Source organism: Streptomyces chisholmiae (assembly GCF_031845445.1).
GTDB classification, from domain to species: Bacteria; Actinomycetota; Actinomycetes; order Streptomycetales; family Streptomycetaceae; genus Streptomyces; species Streptomyces chisholmiae.
In genome coordinates, this window is the sequence record NZ_JAVREO010000002.1 from 459573 (window position 1) to 483398 (window position 23826).

Sequence of the window (23826 nt, forward strand, 5' to 3'; positions counted from 1 at the left end):
CGGCCGCTCAGCCGGCCGGGGTCGAGGGGCCGGCGGGGCTCGCGGCCGCGCCCGAGCCGTCGGCCGGCGGGCGGTCCAGGTCCGGCTCTGGCGCCCGCGTCGTCGCGTTGGCCGGGGCGGTGGGCAGGTTGCCCGGCGCGGTGCGCCCGCTGACGGCGCGTTCCCGGCGCTTGCGCGCCCGGTAGGCGGCGACGTTGGCGCGGGTGGCGCAGCGGTCCGAGCAGTAGCGCCGGGAGCGGTTGGTCGACGTGTCGATATAGGCGTTCCGGCAGGGCGTCGCCTCGCAGATGCCCAGCCGGTCGACGCCCAGGTCGGTGAGTTGCACGGCGAGTCCCATGCAGGCGGTGGCGGCGTAGCCGGCGGTGGCGTTCGACGGGTGCTCGGCGAGGTGCAGGTGCCAACGGGGACGGCCGGCCTCGTCCAGGAAGTCGTGGCCCGAGATCTGTGGGCTGGCCGGGTACTCGAGCAGCAGCGCGTTCAGCAGGTCGACGGCGCTCGACTCGTCGCCCTCGGCGGCGGCGGTGAAGACCGCGCGCAACCGGGCGCGCACGCCGCGTAGCCGGGTCACGTCCGCGTCGGTGGCCCGGCGGGCGGCCTGCTGGGCCTCGCCGAAGAGGGCCCGGACGGCCGCCACCGAGGTGAGCGTGTCGGTGTGGCGGAGTGGCTGCTCGGTGTTGACCAGGCGCACCGCGTAGTCCGAGTAATAGGTGAGTTCCAATTGTGTTCCTTACCCGGGGGCTCTATAGTCGGCCGGGCCATGGTAATGGGTGGCTATCGAACCGGGCCCTTACCCGCGGACTGTGGCGCGCGTCGACCCCCAGGGAGGGAAGATGACCGACTGGTCTGTCTGGCAGCGGAGTTGGGATCAGCAGCAGGAGGGGTACCTGCCGGATCGGGAGGAACGCTTCCGGGTGATGCTGGACGCGGTCGAGGCACTGGTCGGGGACCGGCCGCGGGTGCTGGACCTGGCCTGCGGCACCGGCAGCATCAGCCAGCGGCTGCTGCGCCGCTTCCCCGAGGCGACCAGCGTCGGCGTCGACCTCGATCCCGCGCTGCTGACCATCGCCCGGGGTTCCTTCGCCGACGAGCCGCGCGCCACCTTCGTCCGGGCCGACCTCACCGACCGGGACTGGGCCGAGGCGCTGCCGCACGACTCCTTCGACGCGGTGCTGACCTCGACCGCGCTGCACTGGCTGACCGAGGAGGCGCTGACCGGGCTCTACGGGCGACTGGCCGGGCTGGTCCGCCCGGGGGGCGTCTTCCTGAACGCCGACCACATGCCGCACGAGGCCACGCCCCGGATCACGGCGGCCGTGGCGGCCTTCGACGAGGCGCGGCGGGCGCGGGAGAAGGCCGCGGGGCGGGCCGACTGGCCGGCCTGGTGGGCCGAGGCGCTGGCCGCCCCCGAGCTGGCCGAGCCGACCGCGGAGCGGTTCCGGATCTTCGGCGACCCGGCCCAGGGGGACCACGACGACGGGCAGATGCCGTCGTTCGAGTGGCACGCCAGGACGCTGCGGGCGGCCGGCTTCGCCGAGGCCCGGGTGGCCTGGGCGTCGCTCAACGACACGATGGTGCTGGCCCTGCGCTGAGCCGCGCGGCCCGGCGAGGTGGTGCGGCCGGTGTCCCGACCCCACCGCACCACCTCGTCAGCCGTCAGCGGCCGGCCGTCAGGCGCGGGCCACGCCGGCGGCGCGGGCCGCCTCGGCGACCGCGTTCGCCACCGCGGGGGCGACCCGCTCGTCGAACGGCGAGGGGATGACCCGGTCCGGGCTCAGCTCGTCCGCGACGACGGCGGCCAGCGCCTCGGCCGCGGCCAGCTTCATGCTCTCGGTGATCCGGGTGGCCCGGACCCGCAGGGCGCCGGCGAAGATGCCGGGGAAGGCCAGCACGTTGTTGATCTGGTTGGGGAAGTCGCTGCGCCCGGTGGCCACCACGGCCGCGTGCCGGGCGGCGACCTCCGGATGGACCTCCGGGTCCGGGTTGGCCATGGCGAAGACGAAGGCGCCCGGCGCCATCGTGGCCACCGCCGACTCCGGCACCGTGCCACCGCTGACGCCGACGAACACGTCGGCCCCGGCCAGCGCGTCGGCCAGCGAGCCGGTCCGCCCACCGGCGTTGGTGACGGCCGCCAACTTCCGCTTGACCTCGGTCAGATCATCCCGGTCGGCGGAGACCACGCCGCGCCGGTCGCAGACCACCACGTCCGCGACGCCGGCGCCCAGCAGGATGTGGCTGATGGCGACGCCGGCCGCGCCCGCGCCGGAGATCACCACCCGCAGCTCGGCCAGCGTGCGGCCGGTGAGCCGGGCCGCGTTCCGCAGTGCGGCCAGCGTGACCACCGCGGTGCCGTGCTGGTCGTCGTGGAAGACCGGGATGTCCAGCCGCTCCTGGAGCCGGCGCTCGATCTCGAAGCAGCGCGGCGCCGAGATGTCCTCCAGGTTGATCCCGCCGAAGGAGGGCGCCATCCGGGCCACCGTCTCGACCAGCTCGTCGGGGTCGCGGCAGTCGAGGGCCACGGGGACCGCGTCCACCCCGCCGAACTGCTTGAAGAGGATGGCCTTCCCCTCCATCACCGGCAGCGAGGCGGCCGGGCCGATGTCGCCGAGCCCCAGCACGGCGCTGCCGTCGGTGACCACCGCGACCGTGTTGGACTTCCAGGTGTAGTCGTGGACCAGTTCGGGCCGCTCGGCGATGGCGGCGCAGACCCGGGCGACCCCGGGCGTGTAGGCGAGCGAGAGGTCCTCCGCGTCGCGCAGTGGGACCGTGCCGCGCACGGCCATCTTGCCGCCGCGGTGCAGGGCGAAGGCCGGGTCCAGCTCGGTCTCCGACAGTTCTCCGCGCGGATTGATGATCTCCGATGCCACTTGGTGTAACCCCTTTGGTACAACGTCGTCGTCTGAGGGTGGTCGCGCTCCGATCGGGGCGCGGGCGGGCACCACGTCCGCCATTCGGCCGGCAGTTGGCTGCCGACGCGGGTCGGATGCGGACGCCGGGCGCTTCGCACAGGCGCCCAGGTCCCCGGGTGAGGGGTGTAACGCACGGTTCTACCCGATGACATGGCGCGCCGACGAATGCATTGGGTTTCGAGCAGGGAAACGCTCAGTAAGTCGCCAAAGACGGGCGCGCACGTTCCGGACTTTGGTTACGGATCGGCTCCGGCGCGACCGCTCGGCGGGCGCGCGCCGGTGGGTAAGCCACGAGCCGGTACCGCTCCGTGCCCGGTCGCTGACCGGCCGGGCGGCCCGCGGGTGAGGTATCTCTCACGAGTGTTCAGCGGCATTGCGTAAACGAACGCGCATAGACAGCAGTTGTCCACTTCCGGCCATCGGTGTTCGCTGTCCGTTATCCGATCTTGATGTACTGACCGGTTCTGTTGGGGATGGGGATGGCAGGATGTCCAGGCACTGAACAGCTCCACTCCGTCGCGACACTCGACGACGCGTGCCCGACCCCCTCGGAATACCCCGGCCCAGGAGGATCACGCCATGACCGTTCGCCTCACTCGCCGTCCCCGCCTCGCGGCGGCCGGCGCGTTCGCCGCAGCCGGCGTCCTGCTGCTCGGCGCCTGCGGTGACCAGACGGACGATTCGGGCGACGACTCGGCCGCCAACGAGGAGTCGGCGCGGGAGGGCGGGGACGAGGCCGCCGGCGAGCTGTTCGACCTGCTGCCCGCCGACATCCAGGAGGCCGGCGAGATCAAGGTCGGCTCCGACATCGCCTACGCGCCCATCGAGTTCATCGACGAGAACGACGAGATCGCCGGCATCGACCCGGACATCGGCGCCGCGCTCGGCGAGGTGCTCGGCGTCGACTTCGTCTTCGAGAACGGCACCTTCGACGGGCTGATCCTGGGCCTCAACAACGGCCGCCACGACGTGATCATGTCCGCGATGACCGACACCGCCGAGCGGCAGCAGGGCATCAGCGAGGACGCCGAGGGCGGCGCCGACTTCGTCAACTACTTCCAGGCCGGCTCGGCCATCCTGGTCCCCGCCGACAACCCCGAGGGCATCGAGGGCGTCGCCGACCTCTGCGGCCTGAGCGTCGCCGCGCAGCAGGGCACCGCCAACGAGACGGTGCTGGAGGACGCGCAGGCCGGCTGCGACGAGGCGATCGACCCGGTGATCAACGAGGTCGACAGCGAGAACATCACCGCGCTGCAGAGCGGCCGGGCGGACGCCGTGATCACCGACTACCCGGTGGCCCTCTACAACGAGCTGAACGCCGGTGACGGTGGGCTGTTCACCGTGGTCGGCGAGCAGATCGACGCGGCGCCCTACGGCATCGCCGTCGCCAAGGAGAACACCGAGCTGCGGGACGCGCTGCAGGCCGCGCTCCAGGAGATCATCGACAACGGCACCTACGCCGAGATCCTGGCCGAGTGGAGCGCCGAGGCCGGCGCGATCGAAGAGGCCACCGTCAACGCCGGTCAGTAACCGCCGAGAGCGAGCCAACGAGGGCGATCTTCGTGTCAGATTCCCACGATCGACTGTCGAAGGAACCGGCCGGCGCCCCCAGCGACGGGGACGACCCGCCAGGTCACGACCGCACGGCCGCCGGCGGCGGTCCGCCCGACGAGCGCCGGCCGGCGGCGGAGCCCATCCGCGCCGTGCCGGTCCGGCACTGGGGCCGGTGGATCGGCGTCCTGGTGGTGCTCGGGCTGCTCGGCGCGCTGGTCCAGGCGCTGCGCGGGGCGGACATCAACTGGGGCGTGGTGGGGGAGTACCTCACCTACGACACGATCATCGAGGGCGCCGGCAAGACGCTGTGGATCACCCTGGTCTCCATGCTGCTCGGCGTGGTCCTCGGGGTGATCCTCGCGATCATGCGGCTCTCCGGGAACCCGGTGCTGGCCAGCGTCGCCTGGGGCTACATCTGGTTCTTCCGCGGCACCCCGGTGCTGGTCCAGCTCTTCCTCTGGTACAACCTGTCGTACGTCTTCGACACGATCAACCTCGGGTTCTACAAGGACGAGATGAACGACGCGATGACGCCGTTCCTCGCCGCCCTGCTGGGGCTCGGGCTCAACGAGGCCGCCTACATGGCGGAGATCGCCCGGGCCGGCATCCAGTCCGTGGACCGGGGACAGACCGAGGCCGCGCACGCGCTGGGCATGAACAACGGCAGGACGCTGCGGCGGATCGTGCTGCCGCAGGCGATGCGGGTGATCATCCCGCCGACCGGCAACGAGTTCATCAACATGTTGAAGACCTCGTCGCTGGTCTACGCGATCCAGTACACGGAACTCTTCCGGGCCGGTAGATCGATCAGTTCGCGCAATCTCGCGGTCATGGAGATGCTGATCGTCGTCACCGTCTGGTACCTGATCCTGACCACGGTGTTCAGCATCGGTCAGTACTACCTGGAGCGGCACTACGCCAAGGGTGGCGAGCGCGCGCTGCCCCCCACGCTCTGGCAGCGGGTGCTGGCCCTGGTCACCCAGGTCCGCAGGCCCCGGGTCGGCGCCGTGGCGCCGAGCGGGCCCGAGGCCGTGGACCCGGGGGAGAGCGGCGCGGACGCGAGCGGCGGGAGGACGCGATGACGGCGACGGACGAGTCCACCACCCCGATGGTGCGGGCCGAGCAGGTCCACAAGAACTACGGCCCGGTGCACGTGCTGCGGGGCATCGACCTGGAGGTGCGACCCGGTGAGGTCGCCTGCGTGGTCGGCCCCTCCGGCTCCGGCAAGTCCACGCTGCTGCGCTGCGTCAACCACCTGGAGAAGATCAACGCCGGCCGGCTCTACGTGGACGGCGAGCTGGTCGGCTACCGGCAGCGTGGCAACAAGCTCTACGAGCTGCGGGAGCGCGAGGTCGCCGCGCAGCGCCGGGACATCGGGATGGTCTTCCAGCGCTTCAACCTCTTCCCGCACATGACCGCCGCCGAGAACGTGATGGAGGCCCCGGTCCAGGTCAAGGGGATCAAGCGGGCGGCGGCCAGGGAACGGGCCGAGGAGCTGTTGGCCCGGGTCGGGCTCGCCGACCGGATGGCCAACTACCCGGCGCAGCTCTCCGGCGGGCAGCAGCAACGGGTCGCCATCGCACGGGCGTTGGCGATGGACCCCAAGCTGATGCTCTTCGACGAGCCGACCTCGGCGCTCGACCCCGAGCTGGTGGGCGAGGTGCTGGACGTGATGCGCGCCCTCGCCGAGGACGGCATGACCATGATCGTGGTCACCCATGAGATGGGCTTCGCCCGGGAGGTCGGGGACAGCCTGGTCTTCATGGACGAGGGGCTGGTCATCGAGTCGGGCGACCCGCGCGAGGTGCTGGCCAACCCGCGCCAGGAGCGCACCCGGGCCTTCCTCTCCAAGGTGCTCTGACCCCTCAGGGCGCCCCGTCCCCGCGGCGCCGCCCGGGCCGCGGGCGTCGGGTCGGCCGCCGGGATCGGCCGGGCCGGCGGGCGAGGCGCCCGGGCCGGCCGGCGGGGCGCTGAGTCGCCCGCGGGGGCGCGCCGGGTCCGCCGTGCGCCCCGAGGAGTCCGGCGTGCCGGGGCGCTCAGCCCCGCTGGCCCAGCGGAACGCTCCACGCGTCGAGCGGGACGCCGTCCCTGGGCGTCAGTTGGCCCGCCTTGCTCCAGCCCAGGGCCTGGGCGGTGGCCTGCCCCTGGCCGTTGTCCGGCGTGAGCAGGGCCAGCGCCAGCGGCGCGCCGGCCCGGGACAGCAGCTCCCGCTGCAGCCGGCCGGCCAGCCCCTGACGTCGGCGCCTGGGATGCACCACCAGCGTCGCCACCACGAAGACCGTGCGGGTCCCGGCGAGGGCGGGCAGCTCGTCGGGCCGCTCCCGGAACCCCGACCACCAGCTGTCGTCCGGCTCCGCCCGGAACCCGTAGGCGCAGCCAGCCGGTCGCGGATCACCCGCGAGCACCAGGTCGAAGTCGGGCCGCTGGACGTCCTGGTCGATGAAGGCGCGCAGCAGTTCGGCGCGGTCGGGCGGCGCGGCCTCGGGGTGCGACTCCTGATGTGCCGCGATCCGGAGGTCCACGATCTGCTCCCGTTCCGTCTCGGCCTGCCAGCGGGTCAGCCGACGGAGAAACAGCGTGCCCATGGTGATGTCCCCCAAAGTCGCCCCGGGGATTCCGGGGATGGGCCATCTTCCCACTCCACGGGGGTTCGGGGAACGGAGCGTGCGGTGGGGGCTGGCCCCGCGCGCGCCGGCGCACTAGCGTGCGGGGCATGTTCGCCGCCTATGCCACCCACTTCGACCGCGACCGTCCCCTGACCGGACTGGAGATGGGCGAACGGCCCCGGCCCGAGGTGCCGGAGCACTGGGCGCTCGTCCGGGTGCGCGCCGCCTCCGTCAACCACCACGACCTGTGGTCGCTGCGCGGGGTCGGGCTGGCCCAGGAGGCCCTGCCGATGGTGCTGGGCTGCGACGCGGCCGGCGTGGACGAGGACGGCAACGAGGTGGTGGTCCACTCGGTGATCGGCGCGACCGGCCACGGGGTGGGGCCGGACGAGCGGCGGTCGCTGCTCTCCGAGCGCTATCAAGGGTCCTTCGCCGAGTATCTCGCCGTGCCGCGCTGGAACCTGCTGCCCAAGCCGCCCGAGCTGACCTTCGCCGAGGCGGCCTGCCTGCCCACCGCCTGGCTGACCGCCTATCGGATGCTCTTCACCGCGGCCGACGTCCGGCCGGGGGACAGCGTGTTGGTGCAGGGCGCGGGCGGCGGGGTGGCGACGGCCGCGGTGATCCTGGGCGCCGCGGCGGGGCTGCGGATGCTGGTCACCAGCCGGGACCCGGCCAAGCGGGAGCGGGCCCTGGCGCTGGGCGCGGAGGTGGCGCTGGCCCCGGGGGAGCGGCCTCCGCACCGGGTGGACGCGGTGCTGGAGACGGTGGGCGCGGCCACCTGGCAGCACTCGGTGCGCTCGCTGCGGCCCGGCGGCACCCTGGTGATCAGCGGGGCGACCTCCGGACAGGCGCTGCCGGACGCGGAGTTGACCCGGATCTTCTTCCTTGAGCTGCGGGTGGTCGGGACCACCATGGGGGACCGGGACGAGCTGGCGGCGCTGCTGAGCTTCTGTCAGGCCAAGGGAGTGCGCCCGCTGATCGACTCCGAACTGCCGCTGGACCGGGCCCCCGAGGCGCTGGCCAGGGTGGAACGCGGCGACGTCTTCGGGAAGATCGTCCTCACCAGCTGACCACCCCCGGCCCGCCCACCCCGGCCCCCCGGCCCGGACCGCCGGGCGCGGAGGATCGGGCCGGCCGTGGGGGCCGGCGGCTCAGCCGAACGGGGAGCGGAGCAGCGCCACCAGGTGTGCCGAGGCGGCGGAGAGCTGCCGCCGTGCCTCGCGCAACTGCTCCTGGTCGACGCCGTGATCCCGGGCGGCGTCCCGCACGTCGTCCCGGAAGCGGTCCAGCAGGCGCTCCAACTCCCGCGCCGGGTCCGGCACCGGCTCCTCCGCCGGCCGCTCGCGCTCCGCGCCACTCGCCTCCTCGCCCGCGCCGCCCGGCTCGGCACGGCGGCTCCACCCACCGAACTCGCTGCTCAGCCCGTCCAACCCGGCCTGCACGGCGCCCTGCCAGTCTCCCGCGTTGGCCCGGGAGCGGACCCGGTCCTGGATCCGGCGGGCCGCCCGCTCGAACGGCTCGGGACCGAACTCCTCCCGGCCGGCGCGCTCCTGACCCGGCTGCCCCCGGCCGGGCTGGCCCGAGCCGGCCCGCTCGGACTCCGCGTCGGGCGCCTCGGCCCAGCGGGCGCGGCCGGCCGGCCGCCGGCTCCGCGGGCCACGCCGGCGCCAGGCCGCGAAGTCCTCCGACGGCGCGTCCTCCGCGGCGTCGGCCTGGGCGGAGGCGGCGGCGCGCCGCACCTCGACCCGCAGGTCGGTCGCCGTCTCGCTGATGTCGGCCCGGATGCCGGCGGCCAGCGCCGTCAGCGAGTCCCGCAACTCCCGCTCCAGGGCGGTCAGCTCCTCCGCCCGGCTGGTCAGCTCCCGCTCGCCCGCCGGGGTGAGCGAGTAGACCTTGCGGCCGCCCTCCTCGGTGTGGCTGACCAGCCCCTCGGACGCCAGCTTGGCGAGGCGGGGGTAGACCGTCCCCGCCGAGGGGGCGTAGAGCCCCTGGAAACGCTCCTCCAGCAGCCGGATCACCTCGTACCCGTGCCGGGGGGCCTCCGCCAGGAGCTTGAGCAGGTAGAGCCGGAGCCGGCCGTGGCCGAAGACGGGAGGCATCTCAGACTTCCTTACGCAGAGGGGAGGCGGCGGGCCGCTCGTGCTCCGGGACGGGCCGCGGCAGCAGTGTGATGGGCCCCGAGACCGACGAACAGCTGATGGTGCCGGAGCCGGCGCCCAGCCGGCCGGCGAACGACCGCGGGCCGCGGGCGTCCAGCGGCAGGCCGGGGAGCCGGCAGGAGAGGACGCCGCTGACGCTGCTGGCGGAGACCGCGGCGCCGGCCGTCTCGGGGACGCGGACCACCAACTCGCCGGAGACCGTGGTGAGCCGGACGTCGGGCGGGGCCGTGCCGGCCAGATCGAGCACCAGGTCGCCGCCGACCGACTCGGCCCGGACGCTGGGGGAGGCGCCGTCGACCATCGTCAGCGGACCGGAGACCGAGTGGCAGTGGAACGGGCCGCGGAGGCCGACGGCCTCCACCGCGCCGGAGACCGTCTCCACCCGGGTCGGGCCGCCGAGGCCGAGGAGCCGGATGTCCCCGCGGAGGCTGCTGGCCGTGACCCGGCCGGCCAGCCCGCTGAGCGTCACCGGGGCGCCCACCGCCCCGACCGAGACCCGGCTCGCCCGTGGCAGCGAGAGCGAGATGACCGCCCGACGCCGCCGGCGGTGCGCGAGCCAGGGCAGGAAGCCCTGCCAGGGCAGGTCGCGGTAGCCGATGACCAGCCGCTCGCCGGAGACGCTGACCAGCAGCGGCGGCCCCTCGACCGCGGCGATCTCCAGCCGGGCGACCGGCTCGTCCGTGCCGATGACGTTGACCGCGCCGCCCATCACGCGGATCTCCGCCTCCTGGATCGGATCGTCGTCGAAGCGGAGCGTCCCCGGCTCGGCGACGGACCACCCGTCGTCTCGCGTCATCGCGCCTCCCGGAGCGTCACGGCCGGCACGCGCCGACCATCGATATATCGCATTCTCCGGAAGACGATATATCGCGTGTCTCGCACGTCAAGGGGGACCGCGTCACTCCGGCCGACCAGCCGTTGCGTGCCGACCGCGCGCACGCCGGGCGCGCACCACGGGCGCCATCGGTCGCTCCGGTACCCCTCCGGCCGGTGCCGGCTACTCGTCGTCCTCGTCGTCCAGCCGGGCCAGCCAGGTCGCCAACCGCTCCACCGGGACCTCGAAGTCCGGGTGCAGGTCGACGAACGTGCGCAACTGCTCGGCCAGCCAGTCCAGCGTGACCTCCTCGCGGCCGCGCCGCTGGGCGAGTTCCTCGATGCCTCGGTCGGTGAAGTACACGTCGTGCTCCCAGTACAGAAAGGTGGACCCAGGAACGATAGGACAGCGCGTCCGCCGCCCCACCGTCCGCTCCCACCCGAGGGGCGGCCGCCCGCCGGCCAGGGGCGGGGACGGGGGCGGGGGAGGAGGCGCGGTCAAGGATAGGCAACTGTCGGTGGCGGCCGGTAACCTTCGGGCACATCTGGAGCGACGGGGGGAAGTCATGAGCAGCGAGGTCACCCGGGTCACCCTGCCGGACGGCACGCCGGTGTGGGCCCGGATCGCGGACGCGTCGTCGACGCGGCTGCCCGAACAGCAGCCGCGCGGCGGCTATTCGGACACCGGGTTCGCGCAGCGCGCCGCCGCCCAGATGGAGAGCCTGCGCGAACTCATCGGCGGCGTCGCCGCGTCGGTCGCCGACGGCCTGCGGGACGCCAGGCCGGACGAGGTGAGCGTGAGCTTCGGCATCGAGCTCACCGCCAAGGCCGGCAAGATCGTCGGCCTGCTCGCCGAGGGCGAGGCCAAGGGTGCCATCACGGTCACCCTCACCTGGCAGGGCGGCCCGCCGCCGGCCTCCGGCGGGGACGCGGCGTGACATGGGGTGGCGCGGGGGGCGCACAGCCGTGGGAGGGTGACGCCTTCGAACTCCTCGCGCCGCTCGTCGCCGCCGCCACGGTACGCATCCATCCACCGCCGAGGGGGTATGCCGAGGGCGAGCCTGCCCCGCCCCCCTGGGGCAGCGGGTTCTTCGTCGCTCCCGAGTGGGTGCTCACCTGCGCCCACGTGGCCCTCGGCGGGGACGGCGTCCAGGGAGGGAGGCGCGAGGTGGGGCTGACCTTCAGAGGTGTGGACCGCCCGGTGCCCGGCCGGGTGGTCTGGGCGCAGCCCGACGAACCGCCCCCGGCCGGCGGCATGTGGCCGGCCCCCGACCTGGCCCTGGTCCGCCTCCTCGGCCCACCGCCGCCGGGTCCCGAGGGGCCGGGCTGCGTCTGGCTCAGCGAGCGCACCGCCCGGGTCTTCACCCGCAAGGAGGTCGCCTTCTTCGGCGCCGCCGAGATCGCCGGCAGCTATGTGGACATCAGCGGCCGGTGCACCATCAAGGGCGAGATGGGCACCGAGGGTCTGCTCCGGCTGGGCAACGAGGACGAGTTCCCGCACGGCGTCTCCGGCGGTCCCGTGGTGGACCTGGAGCGAGGTGAGGTGATCGGCGTGCTCAAGGCCCGACGGGACGTCAGGGACGGCGGGTTGGCCGCCTCCGTCATCCAGTTACGCCGGCTGCCCCACCCCGGCGGGCCGGTCGCCAGCCTGGCGGACGACGCCTACCAGGCCGTGCTGCACGCGCACGACGCCTACCACGCCGAGCGTCACCAGGACGCCGACTCCGGCGAGACCACCTGGACCGACGTGCAGAGCCAGCTGAGCTTCACCGCGCCCACCGTGCTTACGCCGGGTCAGCGGGTGCGGCTGCTCGGCCTGTTCGCGGCGCTGCCGCCCCCCGTCTCGACCCCCCAGCTGGACAAGGTGGTCGGCGAGGTGCGCGGCCGCCCCTACGAGGGTCAGCTCCCGGCGCCCCGCGCCTGGCGGGACGGCCTCGGCCTGCTCTACGACCTCCGGCAGGGCGTCACCGGCCTGGAGGCGGTGCTCGGTTACGCGCTCTACGCCGCCACCGAGGACCGGCCCTACCCGGCGGAGCCCCACGCCGAGGAGCGGTTGCTCCGCTGGGTGCACCGGCTGGCCGAGGAGACGCCGACGCTGTCCCGCATGGTCCGCAACCGACTCCTCCACGAGGAGAGCGTCCGGCTGGATCGGCGGACCGCGCGCGAGGCGCCGCCGAGGCGGGACGACTCGGGCGGTGACCGGCCGCTCGGCCCGGGCCCGCTGGGCGCGCCGCCCGGCGCGGTGGAGTCGTTCGTGCTGCTGCAGATCGTGCCCCGGTTCTGGGAGTGGGGCCGGTACGACTGGCGGGTCTGTTCGGCCAAGGACGGCGGGTTGGCGCCGATCGCCGAGGACTTCGAGGCCAGCGACCTGGAGAACCCGCCGGAGCGGCTGCGCGCCGCGCTGGCCGAGGCCTTCCGTCGGGGCGACGAGCCGGGCGCCCCGGTGCCGCTGCACGTGGCCGTGCCCTACTCGCTGCTGCCGGTGGCCTTCGAGCGCTGGCGGCTGATGCCCGACTGGCCGACGCTGGGCGAGCGCCGCCCGGTGGTGGTGCGCTGTACGGACCCGGTGCCCGGCGCGGAGGACAACGAGGAGCTGGCCGTGCTGCGCCGGGACCGCTGGGCAGCGGTGCACCGCGGCCCGATGTTGGCGGACGTGCTGGACTGCCACGACCAGCGGGCCCGCCCGCTGCCCGAGCCGGCCGCGCTGATCGGCCGCGAGATGGGCACGGTGCCGGTGCTCTGCCGGACGCCGTCCAGCGGTGGCGAGCCGGCCGCGCTGCACCGGGTGATGGCCAGCGGGTACAACGTGGTGCTGTGGCGCCGGGAGTTGGCGGCCCGGGGCCTGTGGTGCGAGGAGTTCCACGACGGGGTGGTCGGCGCCGTCCAGGACGCCGGCCGGGCCGGCTGGCTGCCGTCCGCGCTGTGGCGGCTGCGGGAGGCCGCCGCCGACGGCACCGCGCACGCCGCCTGGGCGGCGGACGTGGCGTTGCTCTACGCGGACCCGGCGGCCGAGCCGCTCGACGGCGACTACCTGGAGGCGCCGTGAGGCATTCGGCCACCTTGACGCGAACGTCGCCACGCCACTGGGCGCGGCCCGCGTCCCCGGCTACGGTCGGGAACGTCCAGGCCCAGGCGATCGTCCGGACGGCGCACAACCGACGAGGAGGACGCGGTGGCAGTCTCTGAAACCAACGGGCAGGAAGGGTCAACCGACCGCGAGGCGACGGACGGGGAGTGGCTGATCTACCGGGGCACCGGCGAGCGGCACGAGGGCATCCACGCCCTGCCCAAGCCGCCGCCGTGGCGGGACTTCGACGGCCACCGGCAGCCGCTGGTCGCGCCGGGGCCGGACACCGACAGCGCCTCGGACCGGCGGCTCGGGGCCTTCCGACACCTGGCCGAGATGCACCGCCCCAGCGCCGAGGAGCTGGAGATCATAAACGCGGCGCTCTATCTGCGCCGCCCCCTGCTGGTCACCGGAAGCCCGGGCACGGGCAAGAGCACGCTGGCCCACTCGGTCGCCTTCGAGCTGGGGCTGGGCCGGGTGCTGCACTGGCCGATCGTCAGCCGCAGCCGGCTGGAGGACGGCCTCTACCACTACGACGCCATCGCCCGCCTGCAGGACACCCAGATCGCGGCCAGCGGCCGGGCCGCCGGCCTGCCGGCCACCGCCGTGCCCGGCGGCATCGGCAGCTACCTGCGGCTCGGCCCGCTGGGCACGGCGCTGCTGCCGACCGCCAAGCCCCGGGTGCTGCTCATCGACGAGCTGGACAAGAGCGACATAGACCTGCCCAACGACCTGCTGAACGTCCTGGAGGAGGGCGAGTTCTCGATCCCCGAGCTGCAGCGGATCGCGGAACGCGAGCCGCAGGTCGAGGTGCTCACCGACGACGGCACCAAGGTCACCGTCCGGGAGGGCCGGGTGCGGTGCCACTCCTTCCCGTTCGTCGTGCTCACCAGCAACGGCGAGCGGGACTTCCCCGCGCCGTTGCTGCGCCGCTGCATCCCGCTCCAGCTGCGGCGCCCGGACCACGAGCGGCTGGCCACCGTGGTGCGGGCCCATCTGGGGGATGACCTGACGCGGGTTGGGGAGGATCTCATCAGCCGCTTCCTGGAGCGGTCCCGGACCGAACAACTCGCCACCGACCAGTTGTTGAACGCCATCTACCTCACCCACCACGCGGAGCTCCCCACCCGCGACCGACTGGCCGACATGCTCATCCAACGCCTCGATCAACCCAGGTAGGCACCGATGTCCCAAGCGGCGCGCCCCGACCGACTGGCGTCCCTGGTCGCCGCCCTGCGTGGCGCGGGGTGCGACCCCTCCTGGACGGAGCTGTCCGACGCCCTCTGGCTGGCCCAGTACACCCGGGGCGGCGCGGCCGGCGGGGCGGGCGCCGGCTCGGGGGAGCGCGCGCGGGGCGTGGACGGCGCGCGGGAGGCGGACGCGCCCGCCGACGAGCCGGCCAGGCCGCCGGACGAGGCACCCGACCCGGCCCGGGCGCCGGCCGACCGGCCGGCCGGCGCCGGCCGGCTGCCGCGCCCCGAGGACGAGACGGTGCTGCTCTACGCCGACCCGGGCGGCCTCGCCGGCGCGGCGGACCGGCCGCCGGGCGAGGCGCTGCCGGTCGGCGTGCCGGAGGCCAGGGCGCTGCCCGGGCTGCTGGGCATGGAGCGGGCGCTGCGCCCGCTGCGGCGCTACACCCCGCCGACCGGCCCGCCCCGCCGGTCGACCCGCGCGCTGGTGCTGGACGAGCCGGCCACCGCCGAGCGGACCGCCAGGGCCGGCGGGCTGCTCACCCCGGTCTTCCGCGCCGAGCCGCGCGGACACACCGAGCTGCAGCTGCTGATGGACGCCGCGCCCGCGATGCGGGTCTGGCAGCGGATGCTGACCGAACTGGCCGAGGTTTTCGGCCGGTTGGGCGCCTTCCGGGACATCCAGGTGCACTATCTGCACCGCTCCCCGGACGGCAGCCCGGCGGTGAGCCGCCGCTTCGAGCCGGAGGGCGCCGCGCTCCGCCCGGCCCGCCAGCTGCGTGACCCCACCGGCCGGCGGCTGACCGTGGTGGTGAGCGACTGCGCCGGCCCGCTCTGGCGGGAGGGCGCCGCGCACCGGCTGCTGCACGCGCTGGCCCGCCACGCCCCGGTCGCCGTGGTGCAGCCGCTCCCGCAGCGGCTCTGGCCGCGCACCCGGCTGCCAGCCAGCTACGGCGCCCTGGTGCGCGAGGCCGGCCCGGCCGGCTCGGTGCGGCTGCGGTTCGCGGCGGAGGGCCTGGCCGCCGGCCAGCCGCACGACCCGGCCGCCGTCGCCGTGCCGCTGCTGCCGCCCACCTCCGCCGCGCTCGGCGCCTGGGCCGGGCTGCTGGCCGGCACCGGCGCCGGCCAGGTGCCGGCGGCCGTCGGCTGGGTCCGCGCCGACCAGCCGCCGGCGGCCCGCCGCCGGGCCCGGCCGGGCGGCGCGCCCTCGGCCGCGGCCGCGCTGGCCAGGTTCCGCGCGGCGGCCTCGCCCGGCGCGGTCCGGCTGGCCGTCTACCTGGCCGCCGCGCCGCTCTTCCTCCCGGTGATGCAGCTGATCCAGCGCACGATGCTGCCCGACTCGGGGCCGGCCGAGCTGTCCGAGGTGCTGCTCAGCGGCCTGCTGCGGCGGCTGGACGGGCCGGCCGCCGAGGCCGCGGGGGACGGCCTCTGGTTCGCCTTCGTGGACGGCGTGCAGGACGAGCTGCTCGCCGAGCTGGGCCATGACGAGGCGCTGCTGGTGCTGAAGCACTGCTCCGGCTACGTCAGCCGGCGGTTCGGCGGCGCCGGGCCGAACTTCCCGGCCCTGGCGCTGGCCCAGCTCGCCGGCACCGAGCCGGCCGGCCCCGACCCGCTGACCGGCGCGGCCGAGGACGCGGAGCAGTCGCTGCCCCGCCCGTTCGCCGAGGTGGCGGCCAAGGTGCTGCGGCGTTTCCTGCCGGCCGCCCCGCCGCCGCCGCGGGACGCCGCGCGGTCGGCCGCCCCCTCGCCGTCCCGGGTGGTGGCCCGGGCCAGGACGCTGGCCGCCGCCTTCGCCGAGGACGGCCAGGTCCGGCATCTGCTGGCCGCCGTCGGCCTGTTGCGGCAGGCCACCACGGAGTGGCTGGAGCCGGGGCAGCGCACCGACCCGGAGCTGTGGGGTGAGCTGGCCGAGGCGCTGCTGCGGCTGTGGCGGGCGCAGCGCGACGGCGAGCTGCTGGTCGAGGCCCGGCAGGCGGCCGAGACGGCGGCCGCCCACCTCGGCTCGCCGGCCGGTCGCCGGGTGCTGGCCCGGGTGCTGCACGCGGCGGCCGGTGAGCGGCGGGCCGCCGGCGACACCAGGGGCGCGCTGGAGCTGTGGCGGCTGGCCGACCGGGAGTTCGCCGCCGTGCACACCACGCCGGGGCTGGACCGGGAGGCGGCCCTTGAGGTCACTCTGGACCGGGTCGAGGTGCTGACCGCGCAGTGGCGGCTGGGCGGCGACACCGCGCTGCTCCAGGAGTGCGTGGGCATGGTGGAGGCGGTGGCCGACGCCTGGCCGGCGGACCAGCCGCAGCCCAGCGGGCTGTGGCTGGCGCACGGCCGGACGTTGCTGCGGCTGGCCGACGCCGCCCCCGACCTGGAACGGGCCCGGGTGCACGCCGGCCAGGCCGCCGACTCGCTGCGGCAGGGCTGCTGGGCGCTGGAGAGCGAGCGGGCGCCGGCGCGCGCCCGGGTGAGTGCGCTGCTGGACCTGGCCGACGCGCTGCTGCGCACCGACGACGAGTGGCGGCGGGCCGCCGAGGTGATCGAGACGGCCGGCCGGCTGGCCGAGGACCCGGCCGCCCGCGCCAGCTGCCTGAGCCGGGCCGGCCGGCTCGCCCTGCGCGCCTACGAGGTGGACGGCGAGGTGGTCCAGCTGGAGACGGCCGCCGCGCGGTTCGAGGAGGCCGGCCGGCTGGCCTCGCGGGACCGCCCGGAGTACAGCGCGCTGATCGAGGAGTGGGGCGCGGCGCTGCTGCTCCGGGCGCAGCGGGAGGACGGCGCGGCGTTCGTCTCCCGGGCGGTGCGGGTGCTACGGGACTGCCGGATGGAGACGGCGGAGGGCGATCCCCGGCTGCCGGGGCGGCTGTTGCGGCTGGGGCAGGCCCTGACGGCCCGCTACCGGGACGCCGGGGACCTGGTGGATCTGCGGGAGGCCGAGTACCTCTTCCACCGGGCGGCCCGGCGGGCCGAGCAGCCGCTGACGGTGGCCCGCGCCTACCTGGAGCTGGGGGAGACCCACCGGCGGGCGTTCGGGCACACCCACCGCCCCGAGCGCCTGGACCAGGCGGCCGACGCCTTCCGCCGGGCCGCGTCGGCGGCGCTGGCGGCGGAGACGGGGGCGGTCGATCCGCGTGAGCCGGTGCGGCTGGCGGCGACCGCGCTGCACGAGCGGGGCGCCGTCTTCGAGACGGCGGGCCGCCCGCTGGCGGCGGGCGGCGCCTACCGCTCGGCGCTCCAGCAGTGGCGGCGGCTGCCGGACGGGGAGAAGGCCGGCGCCGAGACGGCGGCCCGGCTGGCCGCGCTCGCGCGCGAGCGTTGAGCCGCGCCGGGGCGGCGGGTGGTGCGGGGGGCGCGCGGGTTCGCCCTGGCTCGCCGGGGGCGCGCGGCCAGCGTTTCGTTTCCGGGCCCGGCGGGGCGGGAATCTCCGGTGCGGCGCATCGGCCGTGCGCCGCCGTGGGCGAGATGTCGGGGAGAGAGCATGTCGATGGTTCCTGAGGAGGCTGTCGCCTTCGAGCCGCTGCCGGAGTTACCGGATCTGCTGGCGCTCAGCCTGGCCGAGGTCCGGCGGATCGACCATCCGGTGCTCGACGCGGTCCTCACCGACCTGCGGGAGCGGGTGGCCAGCCCGCGGGAGACCCTGTGGGACTTCGGCCAGACGATGCCGGGGGACGGGAAGGAACGAGAGAAGTAGGCAACTCTCGGTCGAGTTGCGCCGGTTGACCGACCGGAATCGCACGACGGGGTTTCCCGGCGCCGCGTCGTCGGAAAGGTCCCCATCCGAGGACGGGAGCGGGCGCGGCCCAGAGGGGACGGACGCGCGATGCACACCACGGTCCAGGCGAGCCGCCGGAGGAGACCGGGTCCGGAGCCGTTCCGGCAGTTCGTCGTGAAGGTGAACAGCCGCTGCAACCTGGCCTGCCGGTACTGCTACATGTACTTCGCCGCCGACCCCGGCTGGCGGGCGCAGCCGGTCAGCATCGCGCCCGCGACCCTGGACCGGCTGGCCCGGCGGATCGCCGAGCACGCCGCGACGCACCGGCTGCCGGCCGTCCAGGTGGTGCTGCACGGCGGTGAGCCGCTGCTCACCGATCCGGAGGTGCTGGGCGGCTTCGTGGACCTGGTCCGCGCCGCGGTCCCGGCCGGCTGCCGGGTGGGGGCCGTCGTGCAGACCAACGGCACGCTGCTGACCGGCGCGCGGCTGCGCGCCCTGGCCCGGCACCGGATCGGCGTGGGGCTGAGCGTGGACGGCGGCCTGGCCCGGCACAACGCGGCCCGGGTGGACCACGCCGGCCGGCCCGCCTGGCCCGGCATCCGTCGCGCCGCGCGGCTGTTGGCCTCCCCGACCCACCGGGACAGCTACACCGGCGTGCTCAGCGTGATCGATCTCGACACCGATCCGATCGAGGTCTACCGCTCCCTGCTCGAACTCGACCCGCCGGCGGTGGACTTCCTGCTGCCGCACGGCAACTGGACCAGCCCGCCGCCAGGGCTGGCCGACGCCCGCCCTGGCGTCGACCGGCCCACGCCCTACGCGGACTGGCTGACCACCGTCTTCGACGCGTGGTGGCACGCCGACCGCCGCCGGGTGCGGATCCGGATCTTCGAGGAGTGCCTGGCCGCGCTGCTCCGCCAGCCGACCGCCGGCGACCTCTTCGGGCTGGCCCCGTTCAGCGCCGTGGTGGTCGAGACGGACGGCGCCATCGAGCAGTCCGACTCGCTCAAGAGCGCCTACCCGGGCGCCGCCGCCACCGGGCTGCACATCGCCACCGACCCCTTCGACGCGGCGCTCGGCCACCCGGGGGTGGCCGCCCGCCAGGGCGGGGCCGGGGCGCTGGCCGCCGCCTGCCGCGCCTGCCCGCTGCTGGCGGTGTGCGGCGGCGGGCACTACGCGCACCGGTACCGCGCCGGCCACGGCTTCGCCAACCCCTCGGTCTACTGCGCCGACCTGGCCCGGCTCACCCACCACCTGGCCGCCGCCGTCCGCCGGGCGGTGCCCCGGTGAGCGGCCCGGCCACCGGCCCGGTGACCGAGCCGCTCAGCCGCGCGCAGCTGGCCCAACTCGGCCGCACCGAGGGCGCGGAGCCGACGCTGGCCGCCCTGGCCGCCAGCCAGCACACCCAACGGCTGCTGCTCCTGCGGGTGCTGCTCGACGCGCTGCCGGCCGCGCCGGCCCCGGCCGCCGCCCTCGCGCACGAGCACGCCGCGCTGCTGGAGAGCGCCGAGCGGGCCGCGCCCGCGGCCGCCCGCCGGGTGCTGTTCTACCCGCTGACCGGCACCTGGGCCGAGCGCTGCGCCCGCCGCCTGACCACCGGCGGCGGCCAGGAGGCCGCCCGCGACCTCGGGCACCTGGGCGGGCTGGCGGCCGCCGCGGCGCTCCGCGCCGGCCTCGACTTCCGGCTCCGGGTCGACGTCGGCGGCGGCCGGCTGGCGCTGCCCACGCTGGGCGCGGTCAGCACCGGCGCGCCCGACGGCACGCCGGCCGAGCTGACTGCCAGGGACGGCGGGCTGACGCTCCGGCTGCCGGACGGGCCGCCGCTGGTCATCCGGCCGGAGCCGAGCGGGGGTTGGCGCTCGACCGACCCGCGCTGGCTGCCGCTGCACACCCTGGGCGGCGGCCCCCGGCCGGTGCTGCTGGACGACCTCGACCCCAGCCGCCCCACGCCGAACCAGGCCGGCGACGGGCCGCCGCGGCACGCGCTGCGCCCGGCGGAGCGCGCCCACTGGTCCGGACTGTGGGCCGCCGCGCTGCCGCTGCTGCGCCTCGGCGGGGCCGCCAGGGCCGCCGAACTCACCCTGCTGAACTGCATCGTGCCGCTGCTGCACCGGGGCGGCGGCCGGGCCGGGCACGTCAGCAGCACCAGCGCCGGGGCGTTCGGCGCGGTGCTCGCCAGCGCCCCGCCCAGCGCCGCGCTGCTGGCCGCCGGCCTCACCCACGAGCTGCAGCACGCCAAGCTGGCCGCCGTCCAGGAGCTGAACCCGCTGCACCACGAGGGCCCCAGGGCCCGGCACTGGGCCCCCTGGCGCCCCGACCCGCGCCCCTTCGACGGGCTGCTGCACGGCGCCTACGCGCATCTCGCGCTCGCCGGCTTCTGGCAGCAACTCGCCCTGGGCCTCGCCGACCCGGCGGCCCGCGACCAGGCGTGGGCCGCGCACTGCCGCGCCCACACCCAGGTGGGCGCCGTGCTCCCGACGCTGCGCGCCGCCCGCCGACTCACCGACGACGGGCGGCTGTTCGTCGCCGCCATGGCGGACCGGCACGGCCAGCTGGGCTCGCCGGCCCCGCCCGAGGGCCACCTGGTGCGCGCCCGGGCGTACGTGGAGACCGCGCGGGCCGGCTGGCTGCGGCAGCACGCTCGTGGCACGGTTACCTGACGGTGGCGAGGTGTATGTTTCCCAGGGGGATGTCTGACGGGGCGTCGGGTCGCACGCGTCCGGATCGTCAGCAGAGCGAACGCGTCGGTCGGTTGGCCGCTGAGGGAGGCTCCGTGCAAGGTTCGGCTCAGGTCACGGCTCCGAGGGCGGAGGAGCAGCGGATCACCATCAGCCACGCGGGGTACAACCGCGCCTGGGCGGTGTGGATCGCCGACCGCCTGGAGGGGTACGGCTGGCAGGTCTCCTTCCAACGCTGGGACCCGCCGATCGAGACGCCGCTCGCCGAGGCGCTGAGTGACCTGCTGTTGGTCGAGGGCCGCATCCTGGTGGTGCTCAGCGACTGGTACTTCAAGCTCGGTCCGCGCACCGACCAGGAGTGGAACGAGGCGCTGCGCACCGTCGTCGCCCCGCACTCCCGCCGGTTCGCCGCCGTCTCCGTCTCCACCAGCCCGATGCCCACCGCCTCGGCGGCGTTCGGCGGCACCACCGAGCTGTGGGGGCTGGGCGCCCGGGAGGCCGAGCGGCGGCTGGTGCGGCTGGTCGGCGCCTTCGACGCGCACGACCCGTCCCTCGACACCCTGGCCGGGGTCCGCGGCGCCCGGTTCCCGATGGAGCTGCCGCGGGTCTGGGGCGGGGTGCCGCGCCGGAACGCCCGGTTCACCGGCCGCGAGCGGCTGTTGCAGGAGATCCACGACCAGTTGCAGGGCGCCGAGCCGGGCGCCGGGGTGGTCACCCTGCTCGGCCTCTCCGGGGTGGGCAAGACCCAGGCCGCCGCCGAGTACACGCACCGCTTCGCGTCGTCCTACGACGTGGTCTGGTGGGTCGCCGCCGACCAGCGCGGCACGCTCCGGCAGGGCCTCGCCGAGCTGGCCCCGGCCCTCGGCCTGAGCACCGGCCACGAGTACGGCGAGCGGCTGCGCGCGGTCGGCGACGCGCTGCGCCGCGGCGACCCGCACGTTCGCTGGCTGGTGGTGCTGGACGGCGCGGACCGCCCGGAGACCATCGACGACCTGGTGCCGAGCGGCCCCGGCCATGTGCTGATCACCTCGCAGAACCGCGACTGGGACGCCTACAACACCCACCTGCTCTCCGTCCCGGTGTACCAGCGGGAGGAGTCGGTGGCCTTCGTCCGCCGCCGCGCCCCCCGGATCGGCCGGTCGGACGCCGACCTGCTGGCCGAGACCCTGGGCGACCTGCCGCTGGCGCTCGACCAGACGGCCGGCTGGCTCAACGACTCCACCATGACCGTCCAGGAGTACGTCGCCATGCTCCGCGACGACCAGGACATCGAGGTCGGCCTGCGGGTGGCCGCCGACTTCGACACCTCCTACCCGACGGCGTTCTCGATACTGCTCAACCGGCTGCGGGAGACCGTGCCCGAGGCCGTCGAACTGCTGCGGCTGTGCGCGTTCTTCGCGCCCGGCGCCATCCCGGTCCAGCTGCTGCGGGAGATCCCGGCGGAGCGGCTGCCGGAGCAGCTGGTCGGCCTGATGTCCGACCCGCTGCGCTGGAACGCGGCGACCAACCGCCTGGTCCAGTACTCGGTGATCCAGTGGGACCCGCCGAACGCCGAGGACGAGCCGCACGCCGCCGGCACCATCCACCTGCACCGCATGGTGCACCAGACGGTGCGCTCCGGCATGTCGGAGACGGACCGGGAGATCTTCTCCCGGGCGGTCCGGCACGGCCTGTCCGCCGCCGACCCCGGCACGCCGACGGACACCAGGAACTGGCCGGCCTACGCCAGGATCGTGCCGCACCTGGACAGCTCGGGCGCGCTGCACAGCCGCCACACCCGGGTGCACCGGCTGATCTACCACTGCCTGCACTACCTCTACGTCGCGGGGGAGTACACCGCCGGCATCCACCTCGTCGAACGCGCCGAGCGGGCCTGGCGTGAGCTGTTCGGCGAGGAGCACCCGCTGATGAGCGACCTCGCCTCCTACCACGCCAGCATGCTGCGCGCGGTCGGCGAGTACGCCAGGACCGAGCGGATCAACCGCGGTCTGCTGGCCCGGATGGCGGCCGAGGGCCGCGCCGAGTCGCTCGGCGCGCTCCGGGTGCTGGAGGGGCTCGCGGCCGACCTGCGGGGCCTGGGCCGGTACCAGGAGGCGCTGGACGCCTCGGAGCGGGTGCTCGCCGGCAACCTCGACCTCATCGGCGAGGAGGACTTCCGCACCCTCAACGCCCGCAGCAACCTGGCCGTCACGCTGCGGCTGCTCGGCGAGTACCGGACGGCGCTGGCCGAGGACCGGCGCACGCTCCAGGCCCGCCGCGAGCTGATGCGCGCCAGGAACAGCGCGACGCTCTCCTCGGAGACCGCCTACGCGCTGGACCTGCGGCTGCTCGGCCGCTACTCGGAGGCCCAGTCGCTCCAGGAACAGAGCGTCGAGGTGCACCGCGCGGTGCTGGGCGTGGACCACCCCCAGACGCTCAGCGCCGAGCTGAACCTCGCGCTGTGCCTGTTGCGCGCCGGCGAGCGCCCCTTGGCCCATGACCGGCTCGCCGACCTGCTGGAACGGGTCGAGCGGGTGCTCGGGGAACGCTCCCCGCTCACCCAGCAGATCGCCACCTGCTACTCCTTCGTGCTGCGCGCGCACGGCCGGCTCGACCTGGCCAGGACCCTCGGCGAGCGGACCGTCCGGCAGTACCGCCAGGCGCTGGGCCCCGACCACCCGTACACCATCGGCACGCTGGCCAACCACGCCCTGGTGCTGCGCGCGGCGGGGGAGCGGGAGGAGGCGCTCGACCTCAACGAGCAGTGCCTGACCCGGATGACGGAGGCGGTGGGCCCCAACCACCCCTGGCGGCTGGGCATCGCGCTGAACCTCAGCGCCGACCGCAACATCGCCGGCGACGTGGAGAGCGCCGCCGAGCTGAGCCGGGACACCGCCCGCCGGGCCGCCAACAACCGGGGCCTGGGCCGCGAGCACCCGCTCACCCTGTCCTGCAAGGTGGCCCTCGCCACCGACCTGCGGAACCTGCGGCAGCGGGCGGAGGCCGACAAGGCGGAGGAGGACGCGCTCTCCGGGCTGATCTCCACCCTCGGTTCGCAGCACGTGCACACGGTCAGCGCCCGGGCGCGGGTCCGCCCCTTCTGGGACTTCGAGCCGCTGATCACCTGACGTCGGGCCCGCTGGTCGGGCTGATCACCGGCCCGCTGGCCAGCCGACCACG

At 75.3% G+C, this 23826-nt stretch carries 18 protein-coding genes and 1 pseudogene; 13 read left to right on the plus strand and 6 right to left on the minus strand.

The window, feature by feature from the left end; all coding sequences use genetic code 11:
• Positions 1 to 7 precede the first annotated feature (7 nt).
• Entirely contained in the window at positions 8 to 718 is a 711-nt protein-coding gene (locus RM844_RS04930; protein ID WP_311665121.1) for a CGNR zinc finger domain-containing protein, read from the minus strand.
• 112 nt (positions 719 to 830) lie between these two features.
• Between RM844_RS04930 and RM844_RS04935 the strand changes: the two genes are divergently transcribed.
• Complete coding sequence (locus tag RM844_RS04935) at positions 831 to 1589, plus strand: class I SAM-dependent methyltransferase (protein WP_311665123.1); 759 nt, start codon at positions 831 to 833, stop codon at positions 1587 to 1589.
• A gap of 78 nt (positions 1590 to 1667) precedes the next feature.
• Here the strand turns inward: RM844_RS04935 and RM844_RS04940 are convergent, their stop codons facing one another.
• Positions 1668 to 2864: an NAD(P)-dependent malic enzyme gene (locus RM844_RS04940; RefSeq protein ID WP_311665125.1), complete on the minus strand. Its 1197-nt coding sequence runs from the start codon at positions 2862 to 2864 to the stop codon at positions 1668 to 1670.
• Positions 2865 to 3485: 621 nt separating this feature from the next.
• On the opposite strand from RM844_RS04940, the gene RM844_RS04945 reads away from it, so the two are divergent.
• The 3 genes from RM844_RS04945 to RM844_RS04955 are packed head-to-tail and all read left to right on the plus strand — an operon-like array spanning position 3486 to position 6321.
• The gene (locus RM844_RS04945; RefSeq protein WP_311665127.1) at positions 3486 to 4436 is read left to right on the plus strand and encodes an ABC transporter substrate-binding protein; all 951 of its coding nucleotides are present in this window, start codon (positions 3486 to 3488) and stop codon (positions 4434 to 4436) included.
• A 32-nt stretch (positions 4437 to 4468) separates the two neighbouring features.
• A complete protein-coding gene (locus tag RM844_RS04950) occupies positions 4469 to 5542 on the plus strand; it encodes an amino acid ABC transporter permease (protein ID WP_394814438.1) in 1074 nt (357 codons plus the stop codon).
• A 26-nt stretch (positions 5543 to 5568) separates the two neighbouring features.
• Entirely contained in the window at positions 5569 to 6321 is a 753-nt protein-coding gene (locus RM844_RS04955) for an amino acid ABC transporter ATP-binding protein (protein WP_311665336.1), read from the plus strand.
• 175 nt (positions 6322 to 6496) lie between these two features.
• Here the strand turns inward: RM844_RS04955 and RM844_RS04960 are convergent, their stop codons facing one another.
• Positions 6497 to 7045 (minus strand): GNAT family N-acetyltransferase, encoded by a 549-nt coding sequence (locus tag RM844_RS04960; protein WP_311665129.1) that lies wholly within the window; start codon positions 7043 to 7045, stop codon positions 6497 to 6499.
• Between the two features lie 128 nt (positions 7046 to 7173).
• Here RM844_RS04960 and RM844_RS04965 point away from each other — a divergent pair, with 128 nt between their 5' ends.
• Positions 7174 to 8136: a zinc-binding dehydrogenase gene (locus RM844_RS04965; protein WP_311665131.1), complete on the plus strand. Its 963-nt coding sequence runs from the start codon at positions 7174 to 7176 to the stop codon at positions 8134 to 8136.
• Between the two features lie 81 nt (positions 8137 to 8217).
• Here the strand turns inward: RM844_RS04965 and RM844_RS04970 are convergent, their stop codons facing one another.
• The 3 genes from RM844_RS04970 to RM844_RS04980 form a co-directional block, all read right to left on the minus strand.
• Positions 8218 to 9165 carry a PadR family transcriptional regulator gene (locus tag RM844_RS04970; RefSeq protein WP_311665134.1) on the minus strand — a complete coding sequence of 316 codons (948 nt, stop codon included), beginning with the start codon at positions 9163 to 9165 and terminating at the stop codon, positions 8218 to 8220.
• A gap of 1 nt (position 9166) precedes the next feature.
• Positions 9167 to 10021 carry a DUF4097 family beta strand repeat-containing protein gene (locus tag RM844_RS04975; RefSeq protein ID WP_311665136.1) on the minus strand — a complete coding sequence of 285 codons (855 nt, stop codon included), beginning with the start codon at positions 10019 to 10021 and terminating at the stop codon, positions 9167 to 9169.
• Positions 10022 to 10222: 201 nt separating this feature from the next.
• Positions 10223 to 10402 (minus strand): DUF6104 family protein, encoded by a 180-nt coding sequence (locus RM844_RS04980; RefSeq protein WP_311665138.1) that lies wholly within the window; start codon positions 10400 to 10402, stop codon positions 10223 to 10225.
• Between the two features lie 202 nt (positions 10403 to 10604).
• Here RM844_RS04980 and RM844_RS04985 point away from each other — a divergent pair.
• The 8 genes and pseudogenes from RM844_RS04985 to fxsT form a co-directional block, all read left to right on the plus strand.
• Positions 10605 to 10952, plus strand: a pseudogene (locus RM844_RS04985) (CU044_2847 family protein); the annotation flags it as partial.
• Positions 10953 to 10972: 20 nt separating this feature from the next.
• Positions 10973 to 13084: a VMAP-C domain-containing protein gene (locus tag RM844_RS04990; RefSeq protein ID WP_311665142.1), complete on the plus strand. Its 2112-nt coding sequence runs from the start codon at positions 10973 to 10975 to the stop codon at positions 13082 to 13084.
• Between the two features lie 126 nt (positions 13085 to 13210).
• Positions 13211 to 14284: an AAA family ATPase gene (locus tag RM844_RS04995; RefSeq protein WP_311665144.1), complete on the plus strand. Its 1074-nt coding sequence runs from the start codon at positions 13211 to 13213 to the stop codon at positions 14282 to 14284.
• A 6-nt stretch (positions 14285 to 14290) separates the two neighbouring features.
• Complete coding sequence (locus RM844_RS05000; protein ID WP_311665145.1) at positions 14291 to 17596, plus strand: SAV_2336 N-terminal domain-related protein; 3306 nt, start codon at positions 14291 to 14293, stop codon at positions 17594 to 17596.
• 159 nt (positions 17597 to 17755) lie between these two features.
• Positions 17756 to 17968 (plus strand): FXSXX-COOH protein, encoded by a 213-nt coding sequence (locus RM844_RS05005; RefSeq protein ID WP_311665147.1) that lies wholly within the window; start codon positions 17756 to 17758, stop codon positions 17966 to 17968.
• A gap of 129 nt (positions 17969 to 18097) precedes the next feature.
• Positions 18098 to 19279 carry an FxsB family cyclophane-forming radical SAM/SPASM peptide maturase gene (locus RM844_RS05010; RefSeq protein ID WP_311665149.1) on the plus strand — a complete coding sequence of 394 codons (1182 nt, stop codon included), beginning with the start codon at positions 18098 to 18100 and terminating at the stop codon, positions 19277 to 19279.
• Entirely contained in the window at positions 19276 to 20649 is a 1374-nt protein-coding gene (locus tag RM844_RS05015; RefSeq protein WP_311665151.1) for an aKG-HExxH-type peptide beta-hydroxylase, read from the plus strand. The genes RM844_RS05010 and RM844_RS05015 overlap by 4 nt, the downstream gene beginning before the upstream one ends.
• 113 nt (positions 20650 to 20762) lie before the next feature.
• The gene (gene fxsT, locus RM844_RS05020; protein WP_311665153.1) at positions 20763 to 23774 is read left to right on the plus strand and encodes an FxSxx-COOH system tetratricopeptide repeat protein; all 3012 of its coding nucleotides are present in this window, start codon (positions 20763 to 20765) and stop codon (positions 23772 to 23774) included.
• The last annotated feature ends 52 nt before the right edge of the window (positions 23775 to 23826 follow it).